We start from the raw sequence: 13,097 nt of genomic DNA, 5'->3' as shown, positions 1-13,097 counted from the left end.
ATAAAACGAGCCCTATGAGCACTGCAAATAACCGTCAAATTGTTCTCGATACTGAAACCACCGGTATGAATATGATCGGGGTGCATTATGAAGGTCACCGCATCATCGAGATTGGTGCTGTTGAAGTGGTTAACCGTCGTCTGACGGGGAACAACTTCCATATGTATCTGAAGCCTGACCGGCTGGTCGATCCTGAAGCGTTTGGCGTTCACGGTATCGCCGATGAATTCCTGCTGGATAAACCATCGTTCAGCGATATTGCCGATGAGTTTCTCGACTACATCCGCGGGGCGGAACTCGTTATTCATAACGCGTCGTTTGATATCGGCTTTATGGATTACGAGTTTGGCAAGCTTCAGCGCGGCATTGAAAAAACCGAAACCTTCTGCAAGATAACCGACAGCCTGGCGATGGCGCGCCGCATGTTTCCTGGCAAGCGTAACAGCCTTGATGCGCTGTGTTCGCGCTATGAAATAGATAACAGCAAGCGTACGCTGCACGGCGCACTGCTTGATGCCGAGATTCTGGCTGAAGTCTTCTTAACGATGACCGGTGGGCAGACGTCGTTGTCGTTCTCGTCGGAAGAGGAGCGAGCGCGCCAGCAGCAGAGCGAGGGCATTCAGCGTATCGTTCGTCCCAGTTCAGGCTTGCGTGTCGTCACCGCCAGCGCGGATGAAGTTAACGAACACGAGTCACGCTTAGATTTGATTATGAAGAAGGGCGGCAACTGCCTGTGGCGCGTCTGAAAGCCAACGTTTTGTGTGTAAAATCAACATTGGGGCGAAAATAGCAGCAAACGGAATGTTACGCGGGGAAAAGCGTTGACGCGTAAAGACGTTGTGATTAATATGCGCCTCGTTCCCGACGGGGAACAAAGCGCGGAGCGGTAGTTCAGTTGGTTAGAATACCTGCCTGTCACGCAGGGGGTCGCGGGTTCGAGCCCCGTCCGTTCCGCCAAATTTTGACGCCATGCTGGTTATCAGCATGGCGTTTTTGCTTTTTAGCGACTAAAAGCACGAAGCATTCCCCCCTTTACTCACTCGTCCAAAGCGTTAATGCTGCCAAACAGAAGATGCTGTGCCCGCAGCAAAACCTTGCTCTCGCTTATGCACTATTAACGCGTTCGCAGAACTAAATAATCAACTGCTGACGGTTAAATGCCTGATTCCAGTCATGGCTGAAATCATCAATGGCGTGCTTTGCCAGAGGTGAGTTAAACATTTCACACATAACATCGACAGGCAATGTGACAGCCGCCGCTCCCGCCAGCAGACAGTCTGCCACCTGAGTGGTGTTTTTAAAGCTGGCAGCGAGTATTTTGCAATCCATCTTGTGCAGTTGAATAAACCGCTGAATATCTGAAATGACCTGCTTTGCATTAATATTGTTATTTTCCATGCGATTAAAATAGGGCGCAATATAATCAGCGCCTGCGAAGGCCGCTAACATCGCCTGTGAGGTGGAATAAACCGCAGTACCTAACGTTGGAATGTTACGCTGTTTCAATTGAGTCATTGCGGCCAGCCCTGCACGATTGACGGGTATTTTTACGACCATATTGGCGCACATTTCATGCAGATACTGCGCTTCGCGAATAATATTTGGTGTATCGCTTGCTAAAACCTGAGCAAAGATAAGTTTCTCCTCACCCAAAATAGTCCGGATGTCACTGATTAAGTGCGTCAGTTCGACGCCAGATTTAGCAACCAGCGAAGGGTTGGTGGTAACGCCATTGACGGGTAAAATTTTTACCATCTCGCGAATAGCAAACGTATCTGCACTATCGATATATAATTCCATATTCCCTCTCAGGTATTCTGGTGTTTCAGTCACTCGCTAATGAATGTCATTTATGCAAATCATAGATATTGATGGCCCCGACTAACTTACCTTGTTGGTTGACCACCGGTGCCGCGCTAATGCGTCGGTCATATAATTTCTGCGTAGCCGCTGCAACGCTGAGGTGCTCGGCCAGTTTATAACCGGGACGTGTCAGGAGTGGCTCAAGTTGATCGTCCAGCTTTTTACCTGCCAATAAGGCACGACGCAGGTCGCCATCAGTAAAAATACCCTCAATATCATTGTTATCATCGCAGGCAATAACAATTCCCATACCGGTGCGGGTAAGTTCTTCCATCGCATCTAAAACGGAGGCGTTTTTATTGACGCGAGGAATGCGGCTACCTTTTCGCATGAGCTGCGTAACCGAATTAAGTAAGCCTGCACCTAAGCTGCCGCCGGGGTGGGAACGGGCAAATTGCTCTTCGTTGAAATCGCGTGAACGCATCAGTGCCATCGCCAGGGCATCGCCGATTAACAGGGTATTCACGGCGCTTGACGTGGGAGCAAGCCCCATCGGGCAGGCTTCACGATTGACAGCAAGGTGTAAAACGCAGTCGGCCTGTTGTGCCAGAAAGGAACTGGTAACGTTGGTTATCGCAATAATGGGTACCTGGAGTGCCCGCAGTGCAGGAATAATTATCTGCAGTTCAGCGGCCCTGCCCGAATTAGAGATAAAGATAAATACGTCATGAGACGTAATCATACCAAGATCGCCATGCAAGGCCTCGGCGGGATGCACAAAAAAAGCCGGTGTACCTGTGCTGGCCAGCGAGGCGGCTATTTTTTTACCAATATGACCTGATTTACCGATCCCAGAAACAATGGTTTTGCCCTTGCATTGAAGAATCAATTTACACGCCTTTATAAACTCACCATTTAAACTATTAAACAGATTCTGAGCTTCGGTAATTTCAAGCGAAAGCGCCTCTCTGGCATAGTCCAGCAGCACTTCTGGATTATTCATCATCACCTCCTGCGACAATGACGTTGATTTTTTTATCCGCTAATTGTTGAAGGTAATGAGCAGTAATACCGGCATCCGTGATAATGGTATCAACCTTATCCAGGCTGCAAACAACATTCGGACTTTTGCGACCAAACTTGGATGAGTCAGCTAACACAATAATCTTGTCAGCCGCCGCGCACATCGATGTGCTGACGGCATGAACTTCATTAAAGGTGGTGATCCCCATATCCAAATCAATGCCATCGGCGCCAATAAATAACTTATCAAAGTTAAAAGAGCGGAATGCTGACTCGGCAAGCCCTCCATGAAATGAAGCTGATTTTTTTCTTAACGTTCCGCCAGGCATTAAAATGGTCTGATCGCCGTCTAATTCCATCAGCGCATTCACAATGTGTAGGCTGTTTGTCATAACAGTAATGTTATTGAACGGCTTCAGATGCCTGACCATTTGGAGCACTGTGCTGCCGGTATCAAGGATCAGCGAATCACCATCGTTAACCAGTTGTACGGCCGATTCAGCAATGCGCCTTTTCCTGTCACTGTTAATATGTGTTTTATGGTCGATAGGTTGATCGCCTTCTTCATGGCTCAGAATGACGCCACCGTGAATACGAATAACCTCACTGCGCTTCTCCATCTCGGTCAAATCTTTACGAATAGTGGTGCCTGTTGCTTTAAAATGTTCGATCAGATCGCTAATTGTGGTTTTGCCATTTTTTTGTAGATAGGCAAGGATGGCTTCCTGTCTTTGTCGCGGTTTCATTGGTAAAGCCTTATCTGAAAGGTGTTTTTTTATCAAAATTAAAGCAGTGCTGTAATTTTCATCCTGCTTTCAATTTAACACATTACTCTTTCATTGATATGGCGGAAAGTAAGGCTTTTTGACACGTTTCACGCTCAGGAAAAATTTTTTTCGCATCTATATCATTAAGATAACAGCCATTTAACAAAGGTAGCGCGCGTGGACGGGCTAAAACGGTGAAACCTTTCATAATGACAGCCGATATGATTCGTCCTTTTGTATCTACAGCGAGTGCGATAATAACGCGTGGTTCAACATTGAAGCGGGTAGATGCTGAACGCCCAATTCCGACTCTGCCTTGCTGAAATAAGCCATCTAACATGCGGTTAAAGCTTCGTAGCTGATACCAGCCAAACAGCGTATGTGCCAGCCATGCTAAAAGTGCTACAGCAATTATCCCGCTACTCATCTTCTTCTCCTGAGCGATGCCAGCTAATCATGATCGGGTCGATCAGAACATCACCTGACCGCCCGTGATGTTGATAGACTGTCCAGTGCAATACGAGGATTTATCACTGGCATAAAACAACAAGACATTCAGGACATCCTGATACTCGCATCCGCGTTTGAGTGGCACTTTCGCAATATAACTGGCTTCAACTTCGTCGGGCGAGATGCCCAATTTTTTTGCATACTGGGGGAGCAGAGATTGAAACATCGGCGACTTGAGCAAATTACCCAGCATCAGTGAATGTACCGTGATGCCATAATCCGCTAAATCAAGTGCCAGGGACTGTGTTAATCCTACCCCGCCAAATTTAGCAGCACTATAGCCCGAATTATGTTTACTGCCTGTTTTACCCGACTTTGAATTAATCTGAATAATGCGGCCTGGAATATTATCGCGAATCATCAGCCTGGCAAATTCACGCGCGCAAAGAAAATAGCCTACGAGATTGACCTGCAAAGATACTTCAAAATCTTTTAATGCAAAATCAGTGACGAAGGAGGCTTTTGCCATGCCGGCACTATAAATCATCACATTGACCTGTTTAAAGATCGTATCGATATTGCCAGCAAGCTCAATAACACTTTTCTCATCTGTTGCATCAACCTCAAACCCCACGGCCAGATCAGCGCCATATTCGGCGTTAATTTCTGAGGCAACTTTTCTGGCGTTTTCACCCTTCAAATCTGCTACGGCAACGCGGTAGCCCGCTTCGGCCAATCCTTTCGCCAGAAACGCACCCAGCGTTTGCCCTCCACCGATTACAACAGCAACTTCAGACATAACAGGCTCCTAAGCAAAGAGTTTGACGGATGTTTCAGGGGTGATCCTTTCGGGCGCTTTTCCACTGACATGGATTGAGCCAGGTAATTGCGCTATTGACTGCCCATCGAAAACGACGGTGATATGTCCCAGCTCGCGTAGGTTCTCAATCGCGACCTCACCGATAGCGGTCACTGGATAACACCTTTCTCCCAGCTGTAGGGTTGAACCCGTTACAGGATGCCCCATCAGCATGCCATGCTGATGAATAAAGCAATAATCCTGAATATCGGCTGGTGCGCCTTCCCGAAATAAAATCATCATGTTTTCAAGCAGCGCATCGTGGGCATTTATTCCAACTTTGATTATTTCAGTTTCAAAGTGCGTCATGACTTTTCTCCAGAAGGTTAACGTTCAGTGATAAATAAAAGCAGAGACGGCCCAGGCAATCAGCACAGTCGGTGCACCGGTCAGAAAACGGCCTACCAGTACAGAAGGAACCCCCACGCGCACGGTGTCCTGTTTCGCCTCCGCCAGCGATAAACCGACAGGAATAAAATCCGCAGCAGCTTGTGCATTGATGGCAAACAGGGCAGGCAGGGCAAGATGGGGTGGAATATTACCCAGCCCGATCTGAACGCCAATAAGTACACCGATAACCTGGGCAATCACCGCCCCCGGTCCTAAGAACGGCGACAGTAGCGGGAACGAACAAATTAACGCCAACGTGATTAATCCAAGCGGATTGGTGGCTAGTGGGGTCAGCCCGTGGGCAATCATATCCCCCAAACCTGAGGCCATGATGATTCCAATGATGGCAGCAACGAATGCCATAAAAGGGAGAATAGTCTTGAGTACGGTATCGATTGTATCGCGGCCGGCCTGGAAAAATTCGGCAACGATGGTCCCCATTCCCGTGCCGATTTTTGCCAGTAAACCGTCGCTTTGCTCGGTGATTTTTTTACTCGGATCGTAATCTTTACCCGTAGTTGAATCACACGGTGCCAGGGCAGCAAACTTTGCGTCATGCTCGTTTACCTGCTCTTTACTGTCATGCTGCTCTTCATTGACGATGCTTATATTCTCAGGCTTAACGCCAGAGACATAAATGTTCTCCAGAATATATTGCGCCAGCGGTCCGGATTTCCCCGTGGCATGGATATTCACAGTGGGAATACCTCGTTTGGGATAAAGACCACAACGTAGCGTGCCACCACAATCGATGATTGCCAGGCCAATCTCATCAGCGGGTGGTTCACCTTGTTTAAAACCATCTACGGCTTCCCAACCGGTGATTTCGCTGAGCCTGTCCACAATTGACGGTCGGGTGCCTGCTGTGATGTAAACAATTTTTTTCCCAGGTGTTATATCAAGTTGTAAAGGGCCGCCCCAGCCACTGCTTCCTTTTTCGATACGGATTTGTGTCGTCATTTTATTTTCCGCCTTTATTAAAGCTGAACGTTTTTGTCGAGCTTAATGCCCATCTTTTTTTCAAACAGGCTGGTGGTGAGATCGGTAATCCAGCCCCGAAAAAAATTAGTAAAAAGTCCAACCAGAAAATAGCTAACAGCAAGGGGACCTAAGGGCAAACCTAAGGTTGTCAGGCCGCTGGCAACGCCTAAATAAACAAAAAGTTCGCCTGGATTAACATGAGGAAATAATCCATTCATGGAATGGCAACTGTACGAAGAGGCCGCGTAGTATCCTGGCTTGTATTTTTCGGGCATAAATCGCCCCAGGCTGAGTGTCATAGGGTTACAAAAAACGAAGGTGCCGATAAGCGGTAAAAGCAGATAGCGTGAAACAGGGTTGCCCGCACATTTTTGTGCCAGTCGCTCAATTCGATGCTGCCCTACGAATCTGATCAACGCGTTCATTACGACTAATAAACTAATTAACAAAGGTAAAATTCCTGTCACCATGCCGACAAAAACTTCACCTCCTTTCTGGAACAGTCCAATAAACCATTCCGCACCAAAGGTGATTGCATCAATCATGTTGCCACTCCTTTAAGGTTGCCTGGATTTTCGCGCTTGCTACGCCTTAACTCGAAAAAAATATAATCGTTTTGAAGGGGTAAATATTTTATATAGATCACAAATAAATTATTTAACTTTCAATTTGAACTATTTTTTGTTTTGAACTGAATCTTTTTTACTGGGGCATCGCATTCTTTATTTGCCGTTGCGACAGGGTTAGCTGACTCTGTAAAGGTTTATACTTATGATTTTTAAGTTTTTTATACCTACTGAGTTTCAGCTGGCAAAGACAGGATCAATGCGAACGCGGAGCGTTTCTACGAAAGAGGGAAGGCTGATATGCATCAAGATAGCGTGTTGATACGCGGATGCAGGATAGGGCACTCAATGCTGAATAGAAAAACCAGTCAAAATCATTCCTCATCAATGCAGTCCGGTGGTCTGCGGCCCAACGAAAAACGACTCTACGTAGAGTCGTTTTATGGGGTTACTGTACAGCCACAGGGCTTGTGGACAGGCCGCTATTCCTTCTGCATCACCGCCGCACCAGAAGCCATTGGGCGATCTTTCTCAACGGTCTGCTTTTCGCGTGCCACCATCCAGTAGCCACCGGCAGCCAGCGCCACACCGATAAACCAGCTAAAGTTGGCCACCTGATGCAGGGCAGGGATAAAACTGATCACCAGGCAGATTGCGACCGCAGGCAATAATGCACCAATGGCTTTTGGATTAAATCCACCGCGATACCAGTAGCGCCCTTTTGGCGTGTCATCGAACAGGTCATCAACATAAACGCGGCCGCCTTTAATCAGATAAAAATCCGCTAATAAAATGCCAAACAGTGGGCCGATAAAAGAGCCCAACACATCCAGCGTGTAGTGAATCAGTTCCGGCGACTGGAAAAGATTCCAGGGCGTTAACAGCACCGAACCTACTGCCGCAATCATTCCACCTGTACGGAAGCTAATTTTCTGCGGTGAGCAGTTTGAAAAATCGAAAGCGGGTGACACAAAGTTCGCAACAATGTTGATACCAATCGTGGCGGTAATCATCGTCAACAGGCCAATTGCCACGGCTAAATCACTCCCCACCATGCTGACGGTTTCGATTGGATCGGTGATCATTTTACCAAACAGCGACTGTGTGCCGGAGACAATCACCACGGTAACGATGGAGAACAGCAGAAAGTTGAACGGCAGCCCCCAGCGATTACCCCGACGAATGTCGCCCATGCTTTTGCTGTAACGCGAGAAATCGCCAAAATTCAGCAGCGGACCTGAGAAGTAAGAGACAACCAGCGCCGTGGCGGTAATCATTTGCCAGGTCTGTTCACCTGCCGTCAGTTGTTTGCTGGCAAGCGTAAACGAAATACCGTCGAAACCTGTTTTGTATACAATCCAGCCGGCCAATGCCAGCATCACCACGTAAACTGCAGGACCGGCAATATCAATAAAGCGTTTGATCGCGCTCATGCCGTGCCAGAACACCATGGCCTGGAGAATCCACATCACCCCAAAGCAGCACCATCCCAACTGAGACAGGCCAAGCCAGTGGCTGTGTGTCAGACTTTCGAGCGCAGGATAAAACTTTAACAGCACCAACATCAGCGCATTGGCCGCCAGCCAGGTCTGAATGCCGTACCAGGCGAAAGCAATCAATCCGCGAATCACCGCCGGAATATTGGCGCCAAAGACACCAAATGCCTGACGGCAAATAACCGCATAAGGCACGCCCGCCATTTGACTCGGCTTAGCCACCAGGTTGGCGCAAAGCTGCACGATACAGATCCCTGCCAGCAGACACAGCAGCACCTGCCAACTGGCCAGCCCGAGCGTAAAGAAGCTTGCCGCTACCACATATCCACCCATGCTGTGTACGTCCGACATCCAAAACGAAAAGATGTTGTACCACGACCAGTTTTGATTGCGGGTGGGCGCCAGGTCTGCATTACATAGCCTTGGACTGTACGCTGCTTCGGCTTCAGAGGCCGATGTGTTACCCACCGTTGAATGATTTGGCATGAAACCTGCTCCTCTCAAAGACATGAATAAATGACCCTATGTGTAAACGTTGCAGGATCCAGGCCAAATTTGATTTTTGTATACAATATTTATTTTTGACGTATACGATAAGTTACGCAAAGATGTTTACCGGAGCGGGTAATGAAGAGTGAAACAGGCCAGAGAACGGCGGCCGATCTGCATGATAAAGATGAGCCTATCTATCAGGCGTTGATGAACGCCATTGTCGAACATCAGTTGCCACCCGGAAGTAAATTACCGGAAGAGGCGCTTTCAGACGTATTCGGTGTCAGCCGCACAGGCATTCGGAAAGTGTTGCAGCGCCTTGCTGCGGTGCAAATGGTGACGCTTACGCCCAAACGTGGTGCACATGTCGCGACGCCCGGAGTGGAGGAAGCGCGTGACATTTTCCGAACCCGCAGTCTACTCGAATGCGCCAACCTTCCTGCCGTACTGGAACATATGCAGGCACCTCACCTTGCCGCGTTGGCTGCGCTGGTTGAGCAGGAAAAGGCGGCCATCGAACAGCATGATGGCCCTGCGGCAATTCGTCTGTCGGCGGCGTTTCATATCCAGCTGCAGGCTATTTCCGGCAATCAGGTGTTAACCGATCTCGTTACGCGACTGACCCAACGATCTTCCCTGGTCATTGCCGCCTGGGGCGCTCCCTGGCAGCGCGGTTGCCGCTGTGATGATCATGAGCAACTGTTAAAACGTTTACGAGATAAGGCGTTAGTACCGCTAACCACCTCGATGCAGCACCACTTTGAACATATTGTTTCCAGCCTGCACTTTGAACGCGGGGGCGAAACGTTGCCGGATTTCACCCGGTTATTTTCGGGTCATAAAGGAGCCTTATCATGAGCCTGATTCAGGTAATTAATCCCAATACCAGCCAGGCGATGACGGAAACCATCGGTCAGGCGGCGCGCGCGGTGGCAGCGCCCGGCACGGAAATTCTGGCCGTCTGTCCTACACAGGGCGTGCCTTCCATTGAAGGGCATTTCGACGAAGCGATCGCGGCGATTGGCGTGCTGGAACAGATTAAGCTCGGCAAAGCGCAGGGCGTAAGTGGCCACGTCATTGCCTGCTTCGGCGATCCGGGGTTGCTTGCGGCACGCGAACTGGCCAGCGGGCCGGTGATTGGTATTGCGGAAGCGGCCATGCACACCGCAACCTTACTGGCGACGCGCTTCTCCATTGTCACCACTTTGCCCCGAACGTTGGTGATCGCCCGTCATTTGCTCCAGCAGTATGGCTTTACTCATCATTGTGCAGGCTTACATGCCATCGATTTGCCGGTGCTGGCATTAGAAGATGGAAGCGGGCTGGCACAGGAGAAAGTGCGTCAGCGTTGCCTCAAGGCGAAGCAGGAAGACGGCAGTGGTGCGATTGTTTTAGGCTGCGGCGGTATGGCAACGCTGGCGGCGTCGCTCACCCAGGAGCTGGGGATGCCGGTGATCGATGGCGTGAGTGCAGCAGTAAAAATGGTGGAATCGCTGGTGGCGCTAGGGTTTGGCACCAGCAAACAGGGCGATTTGGCTTATCCTTTACATAAACCACTCTCTGGTGCCTTTCAGCACCTAAACTAAGCAGATGTTCCCGTTCACCGACAGGATGCACGTTATGACTGAAAGCCAGGATAAGAAAACCTACAGCTTCAATAAAAATTACCCGCGCGATTTGATCGGTTATGGCGCGAATCCTCCTCATGCGGCCTGGCCGAAGAAGGCCCGTGTCGCGGTGCAGTTTGTACTTAACTACGAGGAAGGGGCCGAGAACAGCGTATTACATGGCGACACAGGTTCAGAGCAGTTCCTGTCTGACATTATCGGTGCCGCCAGCTATCCCGATCGGCATATGTCGATGGAATCGCTGTACGAGTACGGTTCCCGTGCCGGTTTTTGGCGTATTCATAACGAATTTCAGAAACGGGGTTTGCCCCTCACCGTTTTTGGTGTGGCGATGGCGCTGGCGCGTCATCCGGAAATCGTTGACGCGATAAAACAGGCCAATTACGACGTGGTCAGTCATGGCTGGCGCTGGATTCATTACCAGGGCATGGATGCCAAAACCGAACGCCAGCATATGCAGCAGGCGGTAGATGTCTTGTCCGATCTGTTTGGCAAAGCACCGACGGGCTGGTACACCGGCCGTGACAGCCCCAATACGCGCCGTTTAGTGGTTGAGCAGGGTGGATTTAGCTACGACAGTGACTACTACGGTGACGATCTGCCGTTCTGGACCCAGGTGACCTGCCAGGACGGCACGGTGAAACCGCATCTGATCATTCCTTACACTCTGGAATGCAACGATATGCGATTTGCCTCGCCACAGGGATTCAACACCGCGGAGCAGTTCTTTACCTATTTGCGTGACACGTTTGACGTGCTGTATGAAGAGGGCGAAACCTCACCCAAAATGATGTCGGTTGGGATGCACTGTCGCCTGTTGGGCCGTCCGGGCAAATTTCGCGCGTTGCAAAATTTTCTTGATCATATCCAACAGCATAAAGAGGTGTGGATCTGTACCCGGCAGCAGATTGCCGATCACTGGAAGAAAACGCACCCCGCGCCAGAGGCGTAACCTCCTCCGGGCGGTAAGCGCGTGACGGCAAAAGAGCGCCGGCACGCGCTGCCGCTGTTTCTGGCATTGTTGCCCGCGAGACAACTGCGCACGCAACCACTCAGTCACACAGGGTGGGATCGGCCTCAATCATCAGTTGCTTCATCTCTTCGAAATGACGCAGAGAGAAGTCGGGAATGCTTTCCCAGTCGCGGGCGGTTTTTTCCGCGACTTCATCACTCAACACTTTTAAAGGTTGCCCGGTAGACCAGGCGGTGACCAAAATCTGGCAGGCGCGCTCCAGCGTCCAGATGTCATCAAAGGCCTCGCCAATCGTCTGGGCGGTCACCATGACACCGTGATTCCCCATTAACAGACGGCGTTTATCGGTCAACAGGCTGGCCAGTCGTGCGCCTTCCTCTTTGGTATCGGCCATGCCGCCGTATAACGTATCCACCGCGAGACGGTTAAAGTAGCGCGCACTGTTTTGATCAACCGGCGGAATGTGTGGCTGTGCCAGACAGGCGACGCTGGTGGTGTAAACCGGATGCAGATGCATCACGACGCGCGTTTCTGGCAGTCGCTGATGAATTTGCCCATGGATAGACCAGGCGGTGGCATCAACATCCTCCTGGTCTGCACAGGATGGGTCCTCTGCATTGAGCAGCAGCAGATCGCTGGCACGAAGGCGTGAAAAGTGTTTCCACTTTGGGTTCATCAGAAACTGCTTACCATCCGGCGAGACAGCGGCACTGAAATGATTCGCTACCGCCTCATGCATGCCGAGATGGGCAATAATGCGGAAGGCCGCAGCCAAATCGATACGCGTTTGTTCTTCGAAAGAAAGTGCCATATTACCTCCTGAAAATGAACGCGTGCCCGGCACGCGTTTGAGATTAAGGCTGTGGCATCAAGGTTTTGAGATCGTCTGCTGTCGGCGCTTCAAAATGGTATTTTTTCAGCAGCGCGGCATACTCTGGCGTTTTACGGTAGGTTTCCAGCGCGGCGACCAGGGCCTGTTTCACTTCTGTATTGTCCTTCTTCACGCCGAACCCGTTTAACACCGGGTAGATGAGCGTTGTGGAGGAAATCTGAATGCGGTTGCCCAGCTTTTGAACGACGCCACGCGCGACCGCGGCATCGGTGATCTGCGCTTCGACTGCATGGGAGAGCATCGCCTGCGTCGTCTGCGGATCGGTAGCATATTCGCTGATCGCGATAGGCGGCTTACCGTTTTTCACACAGTAATCGTCAGACAGTTTATGTAACTGCTGTAACCAGGAGGTGGCGCCCATCGAGCCAATTTTATGACCGCAGAATGCTTCGGGCGTTTTGGGCTGATAATCACTGCCCTTCAGCGACAGAATAGCTTCACCGCTCTTCAGATAGGGAATCATATCGATCACCTTCATGCGGTCGGCGGTGATATACATTGACGAGTTAGTGATATCGAACCGGTTACTCTGCAAGCCGGTAATCAGGTTAGGAAAGCGGGTATCAATATTCACGGCCTGACGGCCCATCACTTTTGCCAGGCCATCAAGAAACTCAATGTCGAAGCCGGCGGGCTTGTTATCCTTCATATATTCATATGGAAAGAAGGTCATATCCGATCCGGCGATGATTTTACCTGGTTGTAAAAAAGCTGAGGCGTTAAATGACGCCAGTACAGCGCCTGCAGCAAGCAGACTTAATACACATGTTTTCATCG

The 13,097-nt window shown here is 50.0% G+C and carries 15 protein-coding genes and 1 tRNA gene; 5 read left to right on the top strand and 11 right to left on the bottom strand.

What is annotated here, in order from left to right:
- Positions 1 to 14: 14 nt before the first annotated feature.
- Both dnaQ and QNH99_RS17440 read left to right on the top strand, forming a co-directional pair.
- The gene (gene dnaQ / locus QNH99_RS17445; RefSeq protein ID WP_096011045.1) at positions 15 to 746 is read left to right on the top strand and encodes a DNA polymerase III subunit epsilon; all 732 of its coding nucleotides are present in this window, start codon (positions 15 to 17) and stop codon (positions 744 to 746) included.
- 134 nt (positions 747 to 880) lie between these two features.
- Positions 881 to 957, top strand: a tRNA-Asp gene (locus QNH99_RS17440).
- 174 nt (positions 958 to 1,131) lie between these two features.
- Here the strand turns inward: QNH99_RS17440 and QNH99_RS17435 are convergent.
- The 9 genes from QNH99_RS17435 to QNH99_RS17395 all read right to left on the bottom strand — a co-directional run bounded on the left by QNH99_RS17435 (position 1,132) and on the right by QNH99_RS17395 (position 8,821).
- The gene (locus tag QNH99_RS17435) at positions 1,132 to 1,800 is read right to left on the bottom strand and encodes a transaldolase family protein (RefSeq protein ID WP_410516983.1); all 669 of its coding nucleotides are present in this window, start codon (positions 1,798 to 1,800) and stop codon (positions 1,132 to 1,134) included.
- Between the two features lie 46 nt (positions 1,801 to 1,846).
- Positions 1,847 to 2,806: a KpsF/GutQ family sugar-phosphate isomerase gene (locus QNH99_RS17430; protein ID WP_283356270.1), complete on the bottom strand. Its 960-nt coding sequence runs from the start codon at positions 2,804 to 2,806 to the stop codon at positions 1,847 to 1,849.
- Positions 2,799 to 3,572: a glucitol operon DNA-binding transcriptional repressor SrlR gene (locus tag QNH99_RS17425; RefSeq protein ID WP_063878507.1), complete on the bottom strand. Its 774-nt coding sequence runs from the start codon at positions 3,570 to 3,572 to the stop codon at positions 2,799 to 2,801. The genes QNH99_RS17430 and QNH99_RS17425 overlap by 8 nt, the downstream gene beginning before the upstream one ends.
- 82 nt (positions 3,573 to 3,654) lie before the next feature.
- Positions 3,655 to 4,020, bottom strand: coding sequence for a transcriptional regulator GutM (locus QNH99_RS17420; protein WP_410516982.1), 366 nt, complete (start codon positions 4,018 to 4,020; stop codon positions 3,655 to 3,657).
- 42 nt (positions 4,021 to 4,062) lie between these two features.
- Positions 4,063 to 4,842, bottom strand: a complete 780-nt coding sequence (gene srlD, locus QNH99_RS17415) for a sorbitol-6-phosphate dehydrogenase (RefSeq protein WP_096011042.1) — start codon at positions 4,840 to 4,842, stop codon at positions 4,063 to 4,065.
- Positions 4,843 to 4,851: 9 nt separating this feature from the next.
- A complete protein-coding gene (locus QNH99_RS17410; protein WP_063878510.1) occupies positions 4,852 to 5,211 on the bottom strand; it encodes a PTS glucitol/sorbitol transporter subunit IIA in 360 nt (119 codons plus the stop codon).
- A 24-nt stretch (positions 5,212 to 5,235) separates the two neighbouring features.
- Positions 5,236 to 6,252 carry a PTS glucitol/sorbitol transporter subunit IIB gene (locus QNH99_RS17405; protein WP_145393672.1) on the bottom strand — a complete coding sequence of 339 codons (1,017 nt, stop codon included), beginning with the start codon at positions 6,250 to 6,252 and terminating at the stop codon, positions 5,236 to 5,238.
- 17 nt (positions 6,253 to 6,269) lie between these two features.
- Positions 6,270 to 6,818, bottom strand: coding sequence for a PTS glucitol/sorbitol transporter subunit IIC (locus QNH99_RS17400; RefSeq protein WP_013024730.1), 549 nt, complete (start codon positions 6,816 to 6,818; stop codon positions 6,270 to 6,272).
- 503 nt (positions 6,819 to 7,321) lie between these two features.
- Positions 7,322 to 8,821, bottom strand: coding sequence for an NCS1 family nucleobase:cation symporter-1 (locus tag QNH99_RS17395; protein ID WP_410516981.1), 1,500 nt, complete (start codon positions 8,819 to 8,821; stop codon positions 7,322 to 7,324).
- 141 nt (positions 8,822 to 8,962) lie between these two features.
- On the opposite strand from QNH99_RS17395, the gene QNH99_RS17390 reads away from it, so the two are divergent.
- From QNH99_RS17390 to puuE, 3 genes are read left to right on the top strand one after another with little or no spacing between them, the layout of a single operon-like run.
- Positions 8,963 to 9,685, top strand: a complete 723-nt coding sequence (locus QNH99_RS17390; protein WP_096011041.1) for a GntR family transcriptional regulator — start codon at positions 8,963 to 8,965, stop codon at positions 9,683 to 9,685.
- Positions 9,682 to 10,413, top strand: coding sequence for an allantoin racemase (gene hpxA, locus QNH99_RS17385; protein WP_410516980.1), 732 nt, complete (start codon positions 9,682 to 9,684; stop codon positions 10,411 to 10,413). Before QNH99_RS17390 ends, hpxA begins: the two co-directional genes overlap by 4 nt.
- Before the next feature lie 34 nt (positions 10,414 to 10,447).
- Positions 10,448 to 11,407, top strand: coding sequence for an allantoinase PuuE (puuE, locus tag QNH99_RS17380; RefSeq protein WP_063878515.1), 960 nt, complete (start codon positions 10,448 to 10,450; stop codon positions 11,405 to 11,407).
- Between the two features lie 100 nt (positions 11,408 to 11,507).
- Here the strand turns inward: puuE and QNH99_RS17375 are convergent, their stop codons facing one another.
- Both QNH99_RS17375 and QNH99_RS17370 read right to left on the bottom strand, forming a co-directional pair.
- Positions 11,508 to 12,239, bottom strand: a complete 732-nt coding sequence (locus QNH99_RS17375; protein ID WP_172897232.1) for a class II aldolase and adducin N-terminal domain-containing protein — start codon at positions 12,237 to 12,239, stop codon at positions 11,508 to 11,510.
- Between the two features lie 43 nt (positions 12,240 to 12,282).
- Positions 12,283 to 13,095, bottom strand: coding sequence for an ABC transporter substrate-binding protein (locus tag QNH99_RS17370; RefSeq protein ID WP_063878517.1), 813 nt, complete (start codon positions 13,093 to 13,095; stop codon positions 12,283 to 12,285).
- Between the last annotated feature and the right edge of the window lie 2 nt (positions 13,096 to 13,097).

The organism is Pantoea allii (assembly GCF_046529425.1).
GTDB lineage: Bacteria > Pseudomonadota > Gammaproteobacteria > Enterobacterales > Enterobacteriaceae > Pantoea > Pantoea allii.
Note: the sequence above shows the minus strand (reverse complement) of the source record. Positions and strands in the feature narration are given on the sequence as shown.